At 70.9% G+C, this 15,301-nt stretch carries 10 protein-coding genes; 7 read left to right on the top strand and 3 right to left on the bottom strand.

The genetic code is table 11. The features are described 5' to 3' along the window. Nucleotides 1–112: 112 nt before the first annotated feature. The 3 genes from ACFWZ5_RS24145 to ACFWZ5_RS24135 all read right to left on the bottom strand — a co-directional run bounded on the left by ACFWZ5_RS24145 (nt 113) and on the right by ACFWZ5_RS24135 (nt 6,768). Complete coding sequence (locus ACFWZ5_RS24145) at nt 113–1,744, bottom strand: ABC transporter substrate-binding protein (RefSeq protein ID WP_384805647.1); 1,632 nt, start codon at nt 1,742–1,744, stop codon at nt 113–115. 499 nt (nt 1,745–2,243) lie between these two features. After that, on the bottom strand, nt 2,244–4,151 hold the full coding sequence (gene typA / locus ACFWZ5_RS24140) for a translational GTPase TypA (protein WP_384806164.1): 1,908 nt from the start codon (nt 4,149–4,151) through the stop codon (nt 2,244–2,246). 208 nt (nt 4,152–4,359) lie between these two features. Beyond that, nucleotides 4,360–6,768, bottom strand: coding sequence for an ABC transporter family substrate-binding protein (locus ACFWZ5_RS24135; RefSeq protein WP_384806166.1), 2,409 nt, complete (start codon nt 6,766–6,768; stop codon nt 4,360–4,362). Between the two features lie 542 nt (nt 6,769–7,310). Here ACFWZ5_RS24135 and ACFWZ5_RS24130 point away from each other — a divergent pair. From ACFWZ5_RS24130 to ACFWZ5_RS24100, 7 genes are all read left to right on the top strand, one after another. Further along, on the top strand, nt 7,311–7,628 hold the full coding sequence (locus tag ACFWZ5_RS24130) for a hypothetical protein (protein WP_384799012.1): 318 nt from the start codon (nt 7,311–7,313) through the stop codon (nt 7,626–7,628). Between the two features lie 85 nt (nt 7,629–7,713). Continuing rightward, nucleotides 7,714–8,547, top strand: a complete 834-nt coding sequence (locus ACFWZ5_RS24125; protein WP_384799009.1) for a hypothetical protein — start codon at nt 7,714–7,716, stop codon at nt 8,545–8,547. Nucleotides 8,548–8,605: 58 nt separating this feature from the next. After that, the gene (locus ACFWZ5_RS24120; RefSeq protein WP_384799005.1) at nt 8,606–10,534 is read left to right on the top strand and encodes a fumarate reductase/succinate dehydrogenase flavoprotein subunit; all 1,929 of its coding nucleotides are present in this window, start codon (nt 8,606–8,608) and stop codon (nt 10,532–10,534) included. Next, complete coding sequence (locus ACFWZ5_RS24115; protein ID WP_384799002.1) at nt 10,531–11,301, top strand: succinate dehydrogenase/fumarate reductase iron-sulfur subunit; 771 nt, start codon at nt 10,531–10,533, stop codon at nt 11,299–11,301. Before ACFWZ5_RS24120 ends, ACFWZ5_RS24115 begins: the two co-directional genes overlap by 4 nt. A gap of 94 nt (nt 11,302–11,395) precedes the next feature. Then, on the top strand, nt 11,396–12,664 hold the full coding sequence (locus ACFWZ5_RS24110; RefSeq protein ID WP_384798999.1) for an alpha/beta hydrolase family protein: 1,269 nt from the start codon (nt 11,396–11,398) through the stop codon (nt 12,662–12,664). A 106-nt stretch (nt 12,665–12,770) separates the two neighbouring features. Further along, nucleotides 12,771–14,534, top strand: coding sequence for a TPM domain-containing protein (locus tag ACFWZ5_RS24105; protein WP_384891271.1), 1,764 nt, complete (start codon nt 12,771–12,773; stop codon nt 14,532–14,534). Then, complete coding sequence (locus ACFWZ5_RS24100) at nt 14,531–15,205, top strand: PspA/IM30 family protein (protein ID WP_384798993.1); 675 nt, start codon at nt 14,531–14,533, stop codon at nt 15,203–15,205. The genes ACFWZ5_RS24105 and ACFWZ5_RS24100 overlap by 4 nt, the downstream gene beginning before the upstream one ends. Nucleotides 15,206–15,301 lie beyond the last annotated feature (96 nt).

The following is a 15,301-nucleotide window of genomic DNA, read 5'->3' as shown; positions in this document are numbered from 1 at the left end:
GCCCGCCCCGCCGCCCCTCCGTCCCCCCCCATCCACCCCCCGGTCCGGTCCCCCCCCCCCCGCGCTCGCCCCGCCACGCGGGGGCCCCCACCACGGGCTTGGCCCTCGCGAACTACTTCTTGTACACCTGGACTTCAGTGAAGATCGGGCTGGCCTGCTGATCGAACTTCACACCGGAGACATTGGTGGAGTGGCCGGTCTGGAACTTGCCGTACCACAGCGGGATGGAGGGGAAGCTCTTCTGGAGGCTGGTCTCGGCCTCGTTGTAGAGCTCCGCGGACTTCTCGATGGTCGGCGCCTTGTCGGCCTTCGCGGTCAGCTTGTCGAAGTCCGGGTTCGAGTAGCCGGACTGGTTGCCGCCGACACCGGTGCCGTAGAGGTCACGCAGGAAGTTGCCGTTGAACGGGTAGTCGAGGACCCAGCCGGAGCGGTACATCGACTTGACCTTCTTGGCGTCACGCGTCTGCGTGTCGGCCTGGAAGTCGGTCTTCGGGTCGCCCACGCAGTTGACGCCGGTCGCCTGCTTGATGCTGTTGCAGACGGCGGTGACCCAGCCCTTGTGCGGCTGGTCGGCGTTGTACTGGATGGAGATCTTGTTGTCCGGGACGCCGCCGCCGGCCTTGATGAGGTCCTTGGCCTTCTTCGGGTCGTACTTGCAGTACTCGCCACAGGCGCCGGCCTTGTAGCCGATCACGCCCTTGGCCACCCAGCCGGTCGCGGCCTCACGGGTGCCGTTGAGCACGGTCTTGATGATCGTGTCGCGGTCGATCGCCATCGACAGGCCCTGGAGGACCTTCGGGTTGATGTTCTTCCACTGCTTGGTGTAGCGGGCGAACGCGATCGTCTGGATCATCGAGAAGTCCTGGTTGATCGCGCGATCACCCAGGTCCTGCTCGTAGTTGGCCAGCTCGCCGTCCGGCACGATGGCCATGGAGTCGACGTTGTTGGAGACCAGGTCCTTGTACGCGCCGTCGGGCGAGGCGTAGTTCTTGAAGGTCACGCCGCCGTTCTTGGCCTTGTTCGGGCCCTGGTAGGCGTCGTTGCGCTTGACCTTGATGGACTTCTTGTGGTCCCAGCTGACGAACTTGTAGGGGCCGTTGCCGACCGGCTTCTCGCCGTAGCCCTTCGGGTCCTTGAAGAAGCCCGAGGGCAGCGGGGAGAAGACCTCGTAGCCCAGCTTGTACGCGTAGTACGGCAGACCCGTGGTCAGCGTGATCGTGAACTCGTTCTCGCCCTTGACCTTCAGACCCGACATCTTGTCGGTCTTCGGCTTGCCCTTCTCGGGGTGGACGTCGGTGTAACCCGCTATGTCCGCGAACCAGGAGCTGTTGGTCTGGTTGTTCGGGGTGTAGGCCGCCCAGTTCCAGGCGTCGACGTACGACTGCGCGGTGACCTTCTCGCCGTTGTGGAACTTCCAGCCCGGCTTGAGCTTGACCGTCCAGGTCTTGTTGTCCTTGGACGGCGTCACCGACTGGGCGTTCATGTTGACCAGCTTGCCGGTGCCCGGCGTGTAGTCGACGAGGCCGGTGAACAGCGTGTGGATGACGTCGCTTCCGTACGCCTCCTTGGTGTTCGCCGGCTGCAGCGGGTTCTGCGGCTCGCCACTCGCGTAGACGAAGGTGCCGTTCTTGTCGATCGCCCGGTTCTTGTCGTCGCTACCGCTGTCACCGCCGCCACAGGCCGTCGCGGCAAGGGCGATGACAACCGCACCCCCGACCCACTTGGCGCTCTTGGCACCACGCATGGGGTTCCTCCTCATGAGTCCACTTGTCCACTACAAGAGGGGGTACGTGAGACAGCGCCGCCACCCCTGACGGCGAAGATCGAGTACCCCAGTGTGCTCGTGAGTCGGCGCTCCCCACAGCGCGTGACCCATTGACCCGAGCTATACGCGGTCAACTATTAGCCATGAGATACGGCCCGACCACACCCTTTTGGTCTCGGTTCAATCACACCTGCTTCGTACAACTTCCAAAATCCGGACAAACCGATCCGAGATAGATGGTTGCGAAACGGACGTGTTACCCATCTAACGGTCAACGGAGTCCGCATTTCGGACGCTTCGCCGGGGAAAACCGGTTGCGGGCGACGGCGGACGCGGGGGCGACGGGAGGGGGCGGCGGCCGGGCGACACCGTACCGCCTGCGGCAATGCGAGAGGCCGGTTTCCCCCGTTCCCATCGGAACGGGGGAAACCGGCCTCCCGTGCGTGAACGTCAGGTGGCTGGGCCACCCTCAGACGGCTCAGCCGTGCTTGGCACGCGACGCGGCGCGGGCGCGCTCGCGCTGGTCCAGGTTCACCTTGCGGATGCGGACGGCCTCCGGGGTCACCTCGACGCACTCGTCGTCGCGGCAGAACTCCAGGGACTGCTCCAGGGAGAGCTTGCGCGGGGGCACCACGTTCTCGGTGTTGTCCGCGGAAGCCGCACGCATGTTGGTGAGCTTCTTCTCCTTGGTGATGTTCACGTCCATGTCGTCGGCGCGCGAGTTCTCGCCGACGATCATGCCCTCGTACACCTCGGTGCCGGGCTCGGTGAACAGCACACCGCGCTCCTGGAGGTTGATCATCGCGAACGGCGTGACGGCACCGGCGCGGTCGGCGACCAGCGAGCCGTTGTTGCGGGTCTGCAGGGTGCCGAACCACGGCTCGTGGCCCTCGTGGATGGAGTGGGCGATGCCCGTGCCGCGGGTCTGCGTCAGGAACTCCGTACGGAAGCCGATGAGGCCGCGGGACGGGACCACGAACTCCATGCGCACCCAGCCGGAGCCGTGGTTGGACATGTTGTCCATGCGGCCCTTGCGGACGCCCATGAGCTGCGTGACCGCGCCCATGTGCTCCTCGGGCACGTCGATGGTCATGCGCTCGACCGGCTCGTGCGTCTTGCCGTCGATCTCCTGGGTGACCACCTGGGGCTTGCCGATGGTCAGCTCGAAGCCCTCACGGCGCATCTGCTCGACCAGGATGGCGAGCGCCAGCTCACCACGGCCCTGCACCTCCCAGGCGTCCGGGCGTCCCGTCTCCAGGACACGGAGGCTGACGTTACCGATCAGCTCGCGGTCCAGGCGGTCCTTGACCTGGCGGGCGGTGACCTTGCGGTCCTTGACGGCCGACTTGGCGTCCGCGCCCTTGCCGGTGCCGCCGCGGCCGACCAGCGGCGAGGTGTTCGTACCGATCGTCATGGAGATCGCGGGCTCGTCGACCGTGATCAGCGGGAGCGCGATCGGGTTCTCCGGGTCGGCCAGGGTCTCGCCGATCATGATGTCCGGGATGCCCGCGACCGCGCAGATGTCACCGGGGCCCGCCTTCTCGGCGGGCTTGCGGGTGAGCGCCTCGGTCATCATCAGCTCGGTGATGCGGACGTTGGAGATCGAGCCGTCGCGCTTGATCCAGGCGACGGTCTGGCCCTTGCGCAGCTCGCCCTGCTCGACGCGGAGCAGCGCGATGCGGCCGAGGAAGTTGTCGGCGTCGAGGTTGGTGACGTGGGCCTGGAGCGGGGCGGCCTCGTCGTACTCGGGGGCCGGGACGTGCTCCAGGAGCGTCGAGAAGAACGGCTCCAGGTTGGTGCTGTCGGCCGGGACCGTGCCGTCCTCCGGCTTGGTCAGCGACGCGACGCCGTCACGGCCGCAGGCGTAGACGATCGGGAACTCGATCTGGTCCTCGTCCGCGTCCAGGTCGAGGAAGAGGTCGTACGTCTCGTTGACGACCTCGTCGATGCGCGAGTCGGGACGGTCCGTCTTGTTGATGCAGAGGATGACGGGCAGCCGCTGCTGGAGGGCCTTGCGGAGCACGAAGCGGGTCTGCGGGAGCGGACCCTCGGAGGCGTCGACCAGGAGGACGACGGCGTCCACCATCGACAGACCGCGCTCGACCTCGCCGCCGAAGTCGGCGTGGCCGGGGGTGTCGATGATGTTGATCGTGATCGGCTCGCCACCGTCCTTCGGGTGGTACTTGACCGCGGTGTTCTTGGCCAGGATCGTGATGCCCTTCTCACGCTCCAGGTCGTTGCTGTCCATCATGCGGTCGTCGAGGGACTCTGCGGCGTGCGCGGCAAAGGCGCCCGCCTGCTTGAGCATGGCGTCGACGATGGTCGTCTTGCCGTGGTCGACGTGGGCGACGATGGCGACGTTACGGATGTCGTGGCGCGTGGGCATGCGAGCTGCGCTTCTCCCGGGATGAGTGGTCTGGCTGCGCGTACTGTTCTCTTCTGGTACGCGGCCCTGCCGGGCAGACACACGCCTCGGCCTTACCCCATCCTACGTGGCCTCGCCGGGGGCGGCATGGCGGGACCTCCGGCGCCCCCGGAGGGCGGGGTTCCGCCAGCCCTCCGGGGGCGCCGTTCATCGCCCTGCGGGCCCGTCCTCAATCGCCGGACGGGCTTTCGCTCGGCTTGGCTCCCGGCTTGAGGAAGCCGATGTTCTCGTACAGCGGGGTCTGGAAGCCGAAGGCGCCCGCGTTGGCGAGGTTCGGTCTCGCCGCCACCAGCTGGGGGCGCTGATAGAGGGGGATGGAGCCCGCGGCCGCCCAGATCCGGGCGTCGGCCTGCTTCACCAGGGAGCGGTTCTCGCCCTCGTCGAGCTCGCCGAGCGCCTGGTCGAAGAGCTGGTCGATGTGGTCGGTGCCGACGCGCGTGTAGTTCTGTTCGACGTTCAGGGAGCCGTCGGCGGCCGGGACCGGCTTGGCGAAGATCGGGCGGGCGTCGGTGGCGGGGAAGGCGGACGCGGGCCACGAGTACAGGGCCAGGTCGTACTGGCCCGACGCGATGTGGTCCTTGAAGTAGCTCTCGTCGGCGACCTTCGCGACCTCCGTGCGGACGCCGATGCGGTCCAGCATCCGCGAGATCCGGTCGGCCACGCTGCGCAGCGCCTCCGAGCCGTCCCCCGACGGCAGCACGAAGCGGAGCGTGAGCGCCTTGCCGTCCTTGGCGAGGGGGCCGCCGACGCCGGTCCGGGCGTCGCGCTTGCCGCCCTTGCCGCCCTTGTCGCCCTTATCCTTCTTGCTGCTCTCGTCGTTCTTGTCGTGCTTGTCGTGCTTGTGGGCGCCGTCCTTCGGGGCCGCCGTGCCCTTCGGGGCGTACGCGCCCGGGGCGCCGCCGCGCGCGTGCTCCTTGGCGTGGCCGCCCGGGTCCTTCCGCTTCTCCTTGTCGGCCTCGCGGGGCGCGCCGAGCGCGTCGGCCTGGTGCAGGAGCACGGCCCGCTGGTACGCGGCGGCCGGGGCGGGGGCGAGCACCGAGGTGCCGCTGTCGCCGGGCTTCTGGTCGTCGTCGCCGACGATGTACGTGCCGTCGTCGGCCGCCTCGCCGGTATCGGACTCGCCTCCGGCGGTCTTCTCCTTCTCCCCCTCTCCCTCGCCTTCCCCCTCCTTCTTCTTGGCGCTGTCCTCGGTCTTCTTCTCGGTGACCGGGCCGCCGGGGGTCCAGCCGGCGTCGGCGAGCAGCGCCCGCGCCTCCGCGGTGTCCTGGTCGCCGAGCGCGCCGCTGTTGTCCTCGTACGCCTCCTGCCCGGCGAGCGCGAGATGGCTGCCGACGGGGCGGGCGGGCAGGCCGAGCGGCTTCAGAACCGTTTCCGCAAGCTCGGCGCGGTCCAGGGCGCGGGCCACGGCACGGCGTACGCGGTCGTCGGCGAGCGGTCCTTCGGCGCCGTTGAGGGCGAGCTGGGTGTAGGCGGGTTCGAGGGACTTGCGGACGACGTAGCGGCGCAGGCCCTCCTGCTCGCCGACGTAGGCCTCGACGGCCTTCTGGGTCTTCTCGCGCGCCTGCTGCTCGGCGTCGGCGGCCTCCTCGTCGGAGCCGTGGGCGCGCGCCCAGGAGCGCAGCGCCCCCGCGGGCGTGAGCTCCGCGCCGGGTCCGTGCGCGAGCGGGCCCTGGACGCCCTTGTCGCGGTCGGCGAGCGCGATGCGGCCCGCCTCGTCCGCGTCGACGTCGGCGAGGTCGACCTTGCCGTCGGCGAGGGCGGCGGCGCGGCGGTCGCGCGGCACCTCGCGCAGGACCAGCTTGTCGAGCTTGGCGGGGCTGCCCCACCAGCGAGGGTTGCGCTGGAGCCGGATCTCGCCCGCGTCGCGGTCGACGTCCTGCACGGCGAAGGGGCCCGCGGTGACCTTCAGCTTGGTGCGCGCGCCGTCGTTGAAGGAGTCGGGCGTGCCCATGATCTCCTTCGGGTACAGCGGCGAGAAGAGCGAGCGCCAGTCCGCGTACGGCTGGGCGAAGGTGACCCGGACCTCCAGGTTGTTCGCGCCGCGCTCGATCTTCTCGATGCGGTCGTAGCCCGCGTTGCGGGCCGTCCAGTACGCGCTGTCCTTGCCGGAGAGGGCCCGCCACTGGGCGGCGAAGTCGTCGGCGCCGATCTCGCGGCCGTCGCTCCACACGGCCTGCTGGTTGAGCTTGTAGAGGACGACCTGCTTCGGCTCGCGCTCGACGACCTTCGCGGACTCAAGGAAGTCGGCGTTGGGCTCGGTCCTGCCCTGCTCGTCGAGGCGGTACAGCGACGGGAGCACGGCGCCCGCGACGCGGGAGGTGGCCGCGTCGGCGTCCGACTGGAAGGTGTTGAAGGTCTCCGGGAGGGCGTCCACCGCCCACTTCACGGTCCCGCCGTCGGCCACCAGGTCGCGGGCGGCGGGCGCGATGTCCTGCCCGGCCGTCGGGCGTACCGTCTCCTCGCCCGAGCCGCACCCCGCGAGGGCGGGCAGCGCGAGGACTCCGGCGGCGAGGAACACGGCGGATCGGACCGTGGCCGCCGGGCGGACCGGTCGCGGCCGTGCGCGGTCGTGGGGCATGACGGGTACCTCCGTGCGCGGATGGCGCAATTGGGCGGAATTCGGGGGAAATATTGAGTTGATCACATGTATCGCCCCCACCCAATGCGACGGGGCGCCGCGGGCGCCGTAGACACGACGGAGCTCCCCCACACACCACCCGTGCGGCCCAACCCCCTGGGGGCTCCGCCCCCAGACCCCCTTTTCCCCCACCCACCCGCCCTTTCCTGGGGCTGTCGCCCCAGACCCCCCGCAGACTCCAGCCGACAGCGGCGAAGGTTTCAGCCCGTCCGGCGTTTGAGGACGAGCCGCGAAGCGGCGATGATCCAGCCCGCCCGGCGTTTGAGGGCGAGGCGCGGAGCGCCGATGGGGCGGGGGTGCTAGGGGGCGCAGCCCCCTAGTTCGGGAAGGGGCGGGACTGGGGCGCCCCCGCGAGGGAACCGGACCCGTTGGGCTGGAATCCCGGCAGATCCCTTCCCAAGCCGGATGTGAGGCGCGACACTCGCAGGCGCATGAGCGTTTGCGTGAACGTTGCCACCGCACCCGTGAAGTGAGGGCAAGTCATGGCTCTGCAGGATGACCTGACGGCGATTCAGGCCTGCGTGGACACCCTGGTCCGCACCCTGGACCAGGTCGAACAGCGGGCCGGCGCGGAGCTGTCGGGCGTCGACTTCCGCCGCGTCCGGATGGACACCGCCCACCTCCGGGAGAGCGTCGCACTGCTGCGCGCGGCGACGAAGACGCCCGCCCCGCCCCCACAAGCACGGCAGCCCCAGGAGCGCCCCCAGATGGTGCCCGTCCCGGACACCCCGTACGACAGCTCCCTGTGGACGGACACCGACGACGAGGGCGTGGGCGCCCGCGACCGCCACGCGCCCTAGCCCTCCCCGCTCGGGCCCACCCCCACGAGCCCCGCAGGCCCTCAAGGGCCCGCCATCCACCCGTCGACGAAGGAGTGGAGCCTCGTTGGCCACTGGCACCGAACCCCATCTGAAGAAGGGCACGACCCCCGGCGGCGTACGGCACGGCACGCGCGCCGCGATCGCCGCTGCCCATTTGCGGACGGACCGCTGGTGGCTGCAGCCCGCCGCGACCGCCGCGGGACTGCTCGCGTTCATCGTGTACTCGACGTGGCGGGCGTTCGCCAATTCCGACTACTACGAGGCGCCCTACGTCTCACCGTTCTACTCACCGTGCCTCGCGGAGAACTGCGAGCCGATGAAGAACGGCCCCAACTGGGAGATCTTCGGCAGCTGGTGGGGCATTTCCCCGGCCCTGCTCATCCTGATCTTCCCGCTCGGCTTCCGCCTCACCTGCTACTACTACCGCAAGGCCTACTACCGCGGATTCTGGGCGTCCCCGCCCGCCTGCGCGGTCGCGGAACCGCACACGACGTACACCGGCGAGACCCGTTTCCCGCTGGTCCTGCAGAACGCCCACCGCTATTTCTTCTACGCCGCGGTGCCGGTCGCGGGCATTCTCACGTACGACACCGTGCTCGCCTTCCGCGACGAGCACTACGCCTGGGGCCATATGGGCCTCGGCACGCTCGTGTTCCTCGTGAACATCACGCTGATCTGGGCGTACACGCTCTCCTGCCACTCCTGCCGGCATATCGTCGGCGGAAAGCTCAAGCACTTCTCCAAGCATCCGGTCCGCTACCGGATGTGGCGGATGGTCGGCTGGCTGAACGGCCGCCACATGCTGCTCGCCTGGGCCTCACTGGTGAGCGTCGCGCTCGCCGACTTCTACGTGTATCTGATCGCGTCCGGCGCCTTCGACGACCCGGCACTCTTCTGAATTCCGACGATGGCTTCCGACGAGACTGCTCTGACGAGCAAGAAATAGGGGCGTTCCGATGTCTCAAGTGGAACGGCAGCAGTGGGATGTTGTCGTGGTGGGCGCCGGGGGTGCGGGCCTTCGGGCCGCGATCGAGGCACGTGAGCAGGGTGCCCGTACGGCCGTGATCTGCAAGTCGCTCTTCGGCAAGGCCCATACGGTGATGGCCGAGGGCGGCATCGCGGCGGCGATGGGCAATGTGAACTCCGGCGACAACTGGCAGGTGCACTTCCGCGACACGCTGCGCGGCGGGAAATTCCTCAACCAGTGGCGCATGGCGGAACTGCACGCGCGCGAGGCACCCGACCGCGTGTGGGAACTGGAGACCTGGGGCGCGCTCTTTGACCGCACGAAGGACGGCCGCATCTCGCAGCGGAACTTCGGCGGCCACGAATACCCCCGGCTCGCGCACGTCGGCGACCGCACCGGCCTGGAACTGATCCGCACCCTCCAGCAGAAGATCGTCGCCCTCCAGCAGGAGGACGAGCGCGAATTCGGTGATTACGAAGCGCGGTTGAAGGTCTTCCAGGAGTGCACGGTCACGCGCGTGCTGAAAGAGGGCGACCGGGTCGGCGGCGCCTTCTGTTACGAGCGGGAGAGCGGCCGCTTCTTCGTGATCGAGGCGCCGAGCGTCGTCCTCGCGACGGGCGGCATCGGCAAGTCCTTCAAGGTGACGTCGAATTCCTGGGAGTACACGGGCGACGGACACGCGCTCGCGCTGCTCGCCGGGGCACCGCTCCTGAACATGGAGTTCGTGCAGTTCCACCCGACGGGAATGGTGTGGCCGCCCTCGGTGAAAGGCATCCTCGTCACCGAATCGGTCCGCGGCGACGGCGGCGTCCTGCGGAATTCCGAGGGCAAGCGGTTCATGTTCGACTACATTCCGGACGTCTTCAAGGAGAAGTACGCGGAGTCCGAGGAAGAGGGCGACCGCTGGTACGAGGACCCGGACCACAACCGCCGCCCGCCCGAGCTGCTCCCCCGCGACGAGGTGGCGCGCGCCATCAACGCCGAGGTCAAGGCGGGCCGCGGCTCCCCGCACGGCGGCGTCTTCCTCGACGTGTCCACGCGCATGCCCACCGAGGTCATCAAGCGCCGTCTGCCGTCCATGTACCACCAGTTCAAGGAGCTCGCCGACGTCGACATCACCGCCGAGGCCATGGAGGTCGGGCCGACCTGCCACTACGTGATGGGCGGCGTCGCTGTCGACTCGGACACGGCCGCCGCGCACGGCGTGCCCGGGCTGTTCGCGGCGGGCGAGGTCGCGGGCGGCATGCACGGCTCGAACCGGCTCGGCGGCAACTCGCTCTCGGACCTTCTGGTGTTCGGGCGGCGGGCCGGTCTGTACGCGGCCAGGTACGCGGCCGAGCTCGGCACCCGGCCCGTGGTGGCCGAACCCCAGGTGGACGTGGCGGCGGCGGAGGCACTGCGGCCGTTCAGCGCCGAGGGCCCCGAGCCGGGCACGGCGCCGGAGAACCCGTACACCCTCCACCAGGAGCTCCAGCAGACCATGAACGACCTGGTCGGCATCATCCGGCGCGAGGGCGAGATGCGCGACGCCCTGCACAAGCTGGCGGAGCTGCGGGTGCGGGCCCGCAGGGCCGGCGTCGAGGGCCACCGCCAGTTCAACCCGGGCTGGCACCTGGCGCTCGACCTGCGGAACATGCTGCTCGTCAGCGAGTGCGTGGCGCGGGCGGCCCTGGAGCGGGAGGAGAGCCGCGGCGGCCACACCCGCGAGGACCACCCCGGGATGAACCGCGCCTGGCGCCGCGCGAACCTCCTGTGCCGCCTCGCCGACCCCACCGGCGGCCTCGCGGCGACGGACCCGGTCCGTGGCCAGATCTCCCTGACCAAGGTCACCACCGACCCCATCCGCCCCGACCTGCTCGCCCTTTTCGACAAGGAGGAGCTGGTCAAGTACCTGGCCGAAGAGGAGCTCTACGAGTGAGTTCGTACGACGCGCGATTCAAGGTCTGGCGCGGGGACACCGACGGCGGCGGCCTCGAGGACTTCAAGGTCGAGGTCAACGACGGCGAGGTGGTGCTCGACATCATCCACCGGCTCCAGGCGACCCAGGCGCCGGACCTCGCGGTGCGCTGGAACTGCAAGGCGGGCAAGTGCGGTTCCTGCTCCGCGGAGATCAACGGCCGGCCACGGCTGCTGTGCATGACCCGCATGTCGGTGTTCTCGCGCGACGAGACCATCACCGTCACGCCGCTGCGGGCCTTCCCCGTCGTACGCGACCTGGTGACGGACGTCGGCTTCAACTACACGAAGGCCCGGCAGGTCCCGGCCTTCGTGCCGCCGCGGGACCTGGGCCCCGGCGAGTACCGCATGATGCAGGAGGACGTGGACCGCCCGCAGGAGTTCCGCAAGTGCATCGAGTGCTTCCTGTGCCAGGACACCTGCCATGTGGTGCGCGACCACGAGGAGAACAAGACGTCGTTCGCGGGGCCGCGCTTCCTGATGCGGGTCGCCGAGCTGGACATGCACCCCCTGGACGCGGCGGCCGAGGCCGGGCTCGACCGCAAGACGACGGCCCAGGAGGAGCACGGCCTCGGCTACTGCAACATCACCAAGTGCTGCACGGAGGTGTGCCCCGAGGGCATCCACATCACGGACAACGCGCTGATTCCCCTGAAGGAGCGGGCGGTGGACCGGAAGTACGATCCGCTGGTCTGGCTGGGGAACAAGATCAGGCGGCGGGGGCAGTAGCCGGGCGGCAGCTCATTCTGGGGGTAATCCCCCAGGTGGGATTCTGCGGTTGGCCCCCATGGTTTCGGGCGGCGGGCGAGATCAACATGGAGGCATGGATCTTCTCGCCGCGCGTTCTCCGCGCCACCGCCAAGGGCTCCGCCAGCGCCAGGGTCTGCTGGGCCTCGGTCTCGCCGCCGCTGTCACGTTGGGCACCGTGGGCGCCGCCCCGGCCTTCGCGCAGGACGGCTCCCCCGCGCCGAAGGCGGCGGTGCGGCCCGAGCTGCCCGCGCCCACCGGCCCGCACGCCGTCGGCACGGTCTCCACCCGCCTGGTCGACCACGCGCGGCCCGACCCCTGGGTCACGTCGCGGCCGTATCGGGAGCTCATGGTCAGCGTCTGGTATCCGGCGCGCACGAAGGCCGGGCACGAGCGCGCGCCGTACATGGCGCCGGGCGCGGCCGCCAAGTGGGACGCCGCGTCACCGCACGGGATACCGAAGGGGACGGTCGACTGGAAGGGCATGCGCTCGCACGCCCGGCTGGGCGCCCCGGTCGACACCCGTGGGGGCAAGCTGCCGGTCCTGCTGTACTCGGCGGGGGCCAACGATCCGCGTACGTGGGGCACATCGCTGGTGGAGGAGCTGGCGAGCCGCGGCTATGTCGTCGTCACGGTCGACCACACCTATGAGACGCCGGGGGTGCAGTTCCCCGACGGCCGGGTCACGGACGACGGCCCGCTCCGGGACGCCCTGAAGGAGATCGACGAGCACCACACGATGTCGCAGCTCCTGAAGAAGACCCTCGGCATCCGGGTCGCCGACGACAAGTTCGTCCTGAACCAGCTGGGCTCGCTGCCGAACGGCCTGTCCAAGGCCGTCGACCAGCGGCGGATCGGCATGTTCGGCCAGTCCGCGGGCGGCATCGCCGCCGCCGAGACGATGTACGAGGACAAGCGGATCAAGGCCGGGGTCAACCTCGACGGCACGCTGGAGTACAACCCCGAGCCGAACGGCACGAACACGATGCCGGTCGCGCTGCACGGCCTGAAGCGCCCCTTCATGCTGATGGGCCGCGAGGGCAGCGACCGTCACACGGAGCCGTCCTGGAAGTCCTTCTGGAAGCACAGTGAAGGCTGGAAGCGGAACCTCACGCTGAGCGGCTCCAAGCACCAGACGTACACGGACCTCGCGGCGATCCTGCCGCAGACCGGGCTGCCCCGGGACGTCGTCGAGGGCGGCATAGGCACGGTCGACCCGAAGCGCGCGGTCAAGGCCCAGCGGGCCTATGTGGTCTCGTTCTTCGACCGCTGGCTGCGCGACCGGGACGACCACCTCCTGGACGGACCCTCGCCCCGCTACCCCGAGGCCCGCTTCGCGGGGTAGGCGCGGACAGGCGGTCGACTGAGGCCGGGCGACCGTCCCGTACACCGTACGAGGCAGGCCCCGGCCCCGGTCGCGAGGCCCGGAGGTCCGCCCTACGCTGCCAGGTGTGACCTCGTCCACCCGGTCCCGCACGTCCGCGCGGGCCGTGGCCGCCGCGCTGCTTCTCGGGTGCTGGCTCCCGGGAGCGGCGCCGACGGCGTACGCCGCGGGCCCTGTCCCCGGGGAGCGGCCCTGGCCGACGGTCACCTCGACCGCGGCCGGCCCGGAGGGGGATGACGGGGTGGCGGGTGACCTGGTGCTGCCCGTCGTCGCCGTGGGCGCCGCGCTGGCCTTCGCCTCGGTCGCGTACACGCGCCGCCGACGACGCTTCACCACACGGACGACGCCCGGCGGGGGCCACGGCGGCGACGGGCACCCTCCGCCGGCCGAGCTCGACGCGGAGGCCCGTCGGCTCCTGGTCGGGACCGATGACGCCGTGCGCACCAGCGCCGAGGAGCTGAGGTTCGCCACCGCCCAGCTCGGCGCGGACGCGGTGCGGTCGAGCGGGGACGCCGTGGCGTACGCGCGGGAGGAGCTGACGACGGCCTTCCGGCTGCGGCAGCAGCTGGACGACGACGATCGGGGGGACGATGACCACCGGGACGACGACGCGGCGCGGCGGCGCCTGCTCGACGAGATCGTTGCGCGCTGCGCGGAGGCGGGGCGGCGCCTGGACGCGGAGGCCCCGGCCTTCGACGAGCTGCGCTCCCTCGAACGGAACGCGCCGGGTGCCGTGGAGCACGCGGAGACGCTGTTCCGGCAGGTCAACGCCCGCACCATGGAGGCGGACGGGCTGCTCAAGGAGCTGCGTTCCCGGTACGCGCACGCTGCGTCCGACGTGGTCCTCGGCAACGTCGAGCAGGCCAAGGACCGGCTCGTGTTCGCCACGACCCGGCTGAACCAGGCCCGCCAGGCCGTCGACGCCCTCGACCACGACCGGGCCGCCGTCCATCTGCGGGCGGCCGAGGGAGCCGTCGACCAGGCGGGCACGTTCGTCGACGCCGTGACCCGGCTTGCCGGTGAACTCGCCGAGGCCGACCGGCAGGTGCCGGACGCGCTCGATGCGGCGGACGCCGATGTGGCCGCCGCGCGCGGGGTGTTGGCGGACGGGGGTGAGGGTGCGGCTCCGGCCGGTCTGCGGGGGCGGCTGGTCCGGGCGGAGCACGTCGTGGCGGACGTAAGGCGGGAGCTGGCGGCGGGGGCGTACGACCCGGTCGACGCGCTGCGGCGCGTGGTGGAGGCCGACGCGGCGCTCGGCGAGGCGCTTGCGGGGGTGCACGGGGACGACGGTGCGGATGAGCGGCGCTTCGCCGACGAGGCGGGCGGGCTCGCCGGGGCGGATGAGCGTGCCCGTGTGCTGTGTGACCGGGCGCTGTTGGCCGCGCGCGGTGCCGTCGCGGCTGCCGCCGACCACGTCACGACGCATCGGGGCGCGGTGGGCTGCGCGGCGCGCACGCGGCTCGCGGAGGCGGAGCGGTGCCTTGAGCGGGCGCAGGGCGCGGAGGGGCGCGGGCGCGGAGGGGCGGCCCGGACACGGCTCGCCGCCGCCCTCGGCGACGCCCGGCGGGCCGGGGCGCTCGGCCGGGAGGCGCGGGCGCTGGCCGAGCGGGACGTCCGCGCGTACGGCAATCCGCACGAGCGCGGCGTCCCCGGGAGCGGTGTGGGCGGTGCGGTGGTGGGTGGGATTCTCGTCGGGGGCGGGGGCGGGGGCGGGGGCGGGGGTGGGGGTGGGGGTGGGGGTGGGGGTGGTGGGCCCGCAGCGTTCGGCGGGCCCCGTACGCGTGAGCGGCTCGTGCGACTGGGGCGACCCGGACAAGGAGCACAGGCATGACCAGGCAGACGATCCTCGGGCGCGTGTTCCGGCTCGCCGGAGTGGACCTGCACGCCGTCCTGGACCGGGCGGCGGATCCGCGGAAGGCGCTGGAGCAGCTGGTGGCGGAGTGCACCGGCACGATCCTGGAAGCGGAGCAGGCCGTCGCCGCGGCCCGCACCGACCTGCGGCTCCTTGAGCAGGACCACCGGGAGGACCAGGAGACGGCCGCGGCGTGGGGTGCCCAGGCACGCGCCGTCAGCAGGAGGGCCGACGGGCTGCGGAGGGAGGGGAGGGACGAGAAGGCGGACCGGTTCGACCGGCTCGCCAAGGCGGCGCTGGGGCGGCAGTTGCGGTCCGAGCGGGCGGCGAGCGGCCTGGAGTCGGTGATCGCCGCGCAGACCGGCGTCGCCGGGCGCCTCAAGGACGGCCTCGACTCGGTGAAGATCAAGCTGACGGAACTGCAGTCGCGGCGGGACCAGTTGGTGGCCCGTGCGCGGGCCCTGCCGGGCGGGGCGCGGGGCGTTGGTTCGCTGGAGCCGACGGACGAGGTGGGGTGGTTCGCGGAGGTGGTGGAGCGGGGGGACGAGCCCGGCGGCCCGGTGCTCGTGGCGGAGTTCGAGCACGGCGAGAGCCTGGCGGAGGCGGCGGAGGTGGAGGCGCGGCTTGCCGCGATCAAGGCGACGACGTGAGCGCGGCTGGTCTGCCGGGGGGCCGGGGTCCCGCCGATGCGCGGCGGGGTTCCCCGCCTGCCCGCCCCGTATCCACCGTCGACTCGCCGCCGCCAG

The organism is Streptomyces sp. NPDC059003, from assembly GCF_042740445.1.
GTDB lineage: Bacteria > Actinomycetota > Actinomycetes > Streptomycetales > Streptomycetaceae > Streptomyces.
The sequence above is the reverse complement of the archived record's forward strand: the minus strand, read 5'-3'. Positions and strand labels throughout refer to the sequence as shown.

What these genes read in the sequence shown, in the direction of transcription:
- typA (WP_384806164.1), bottom strand. Translation starts at nt 4,151, where the DNA reads ATGCCCACGCGCCACGACATCCGTAACGTCGCCATCGTCGCCCACGTC.
- ACFWZ5_RS24110 (WP_384798999.1), top strand. Translation starts at nt 11,396, where the DNA reads ATGGATCTTCTCGCCGCGCGTTCTCCGCGCCACCGCCAAGGGCTCCGC.
- ACFWZ5_RS24145 (WP_384805647.1), bottom strand. Translation starts at nt 1,744, where the DNA reads ATGCGTGGTGCCAAGAGCGCCAAGTGGGTCGGGGGTGCGGTTGTCATC.
- ACFWZ5_RS24100 (WP_384798993.1), top strand. Translation starts at nt 14,531, where the DNA reads ATGACCAGGCAGACGATCCTCGGGCGCGTGTTCCGGCTCGCCGGAGTG.
- ACFWZ5_RS24130 (WP_384799012.1), top strand. Translation starts at nt 7,311, where the DNA reads ATGGCTCTGCAGGATGACCTGACGGCGATTCAGGCCTGCGTGGACACC.
- ACFWZ5_RS24120 (WP_384799005.1), top strand. Translation starts at nt 8,606, where the DNA reads ATGTCTCAAGTGGAACGGCAGCAGTGGGATGTTGTCGTGGTGGGCGCC.
- ACFWZ5_RS24135 (WP_384806166.1), bottom strand. Translation starts at nt 6,768, where the DNA reads ATGCCCCACGACCGCGCACGGCCGCGACCGGTCCGCCCGGCGGCCACG.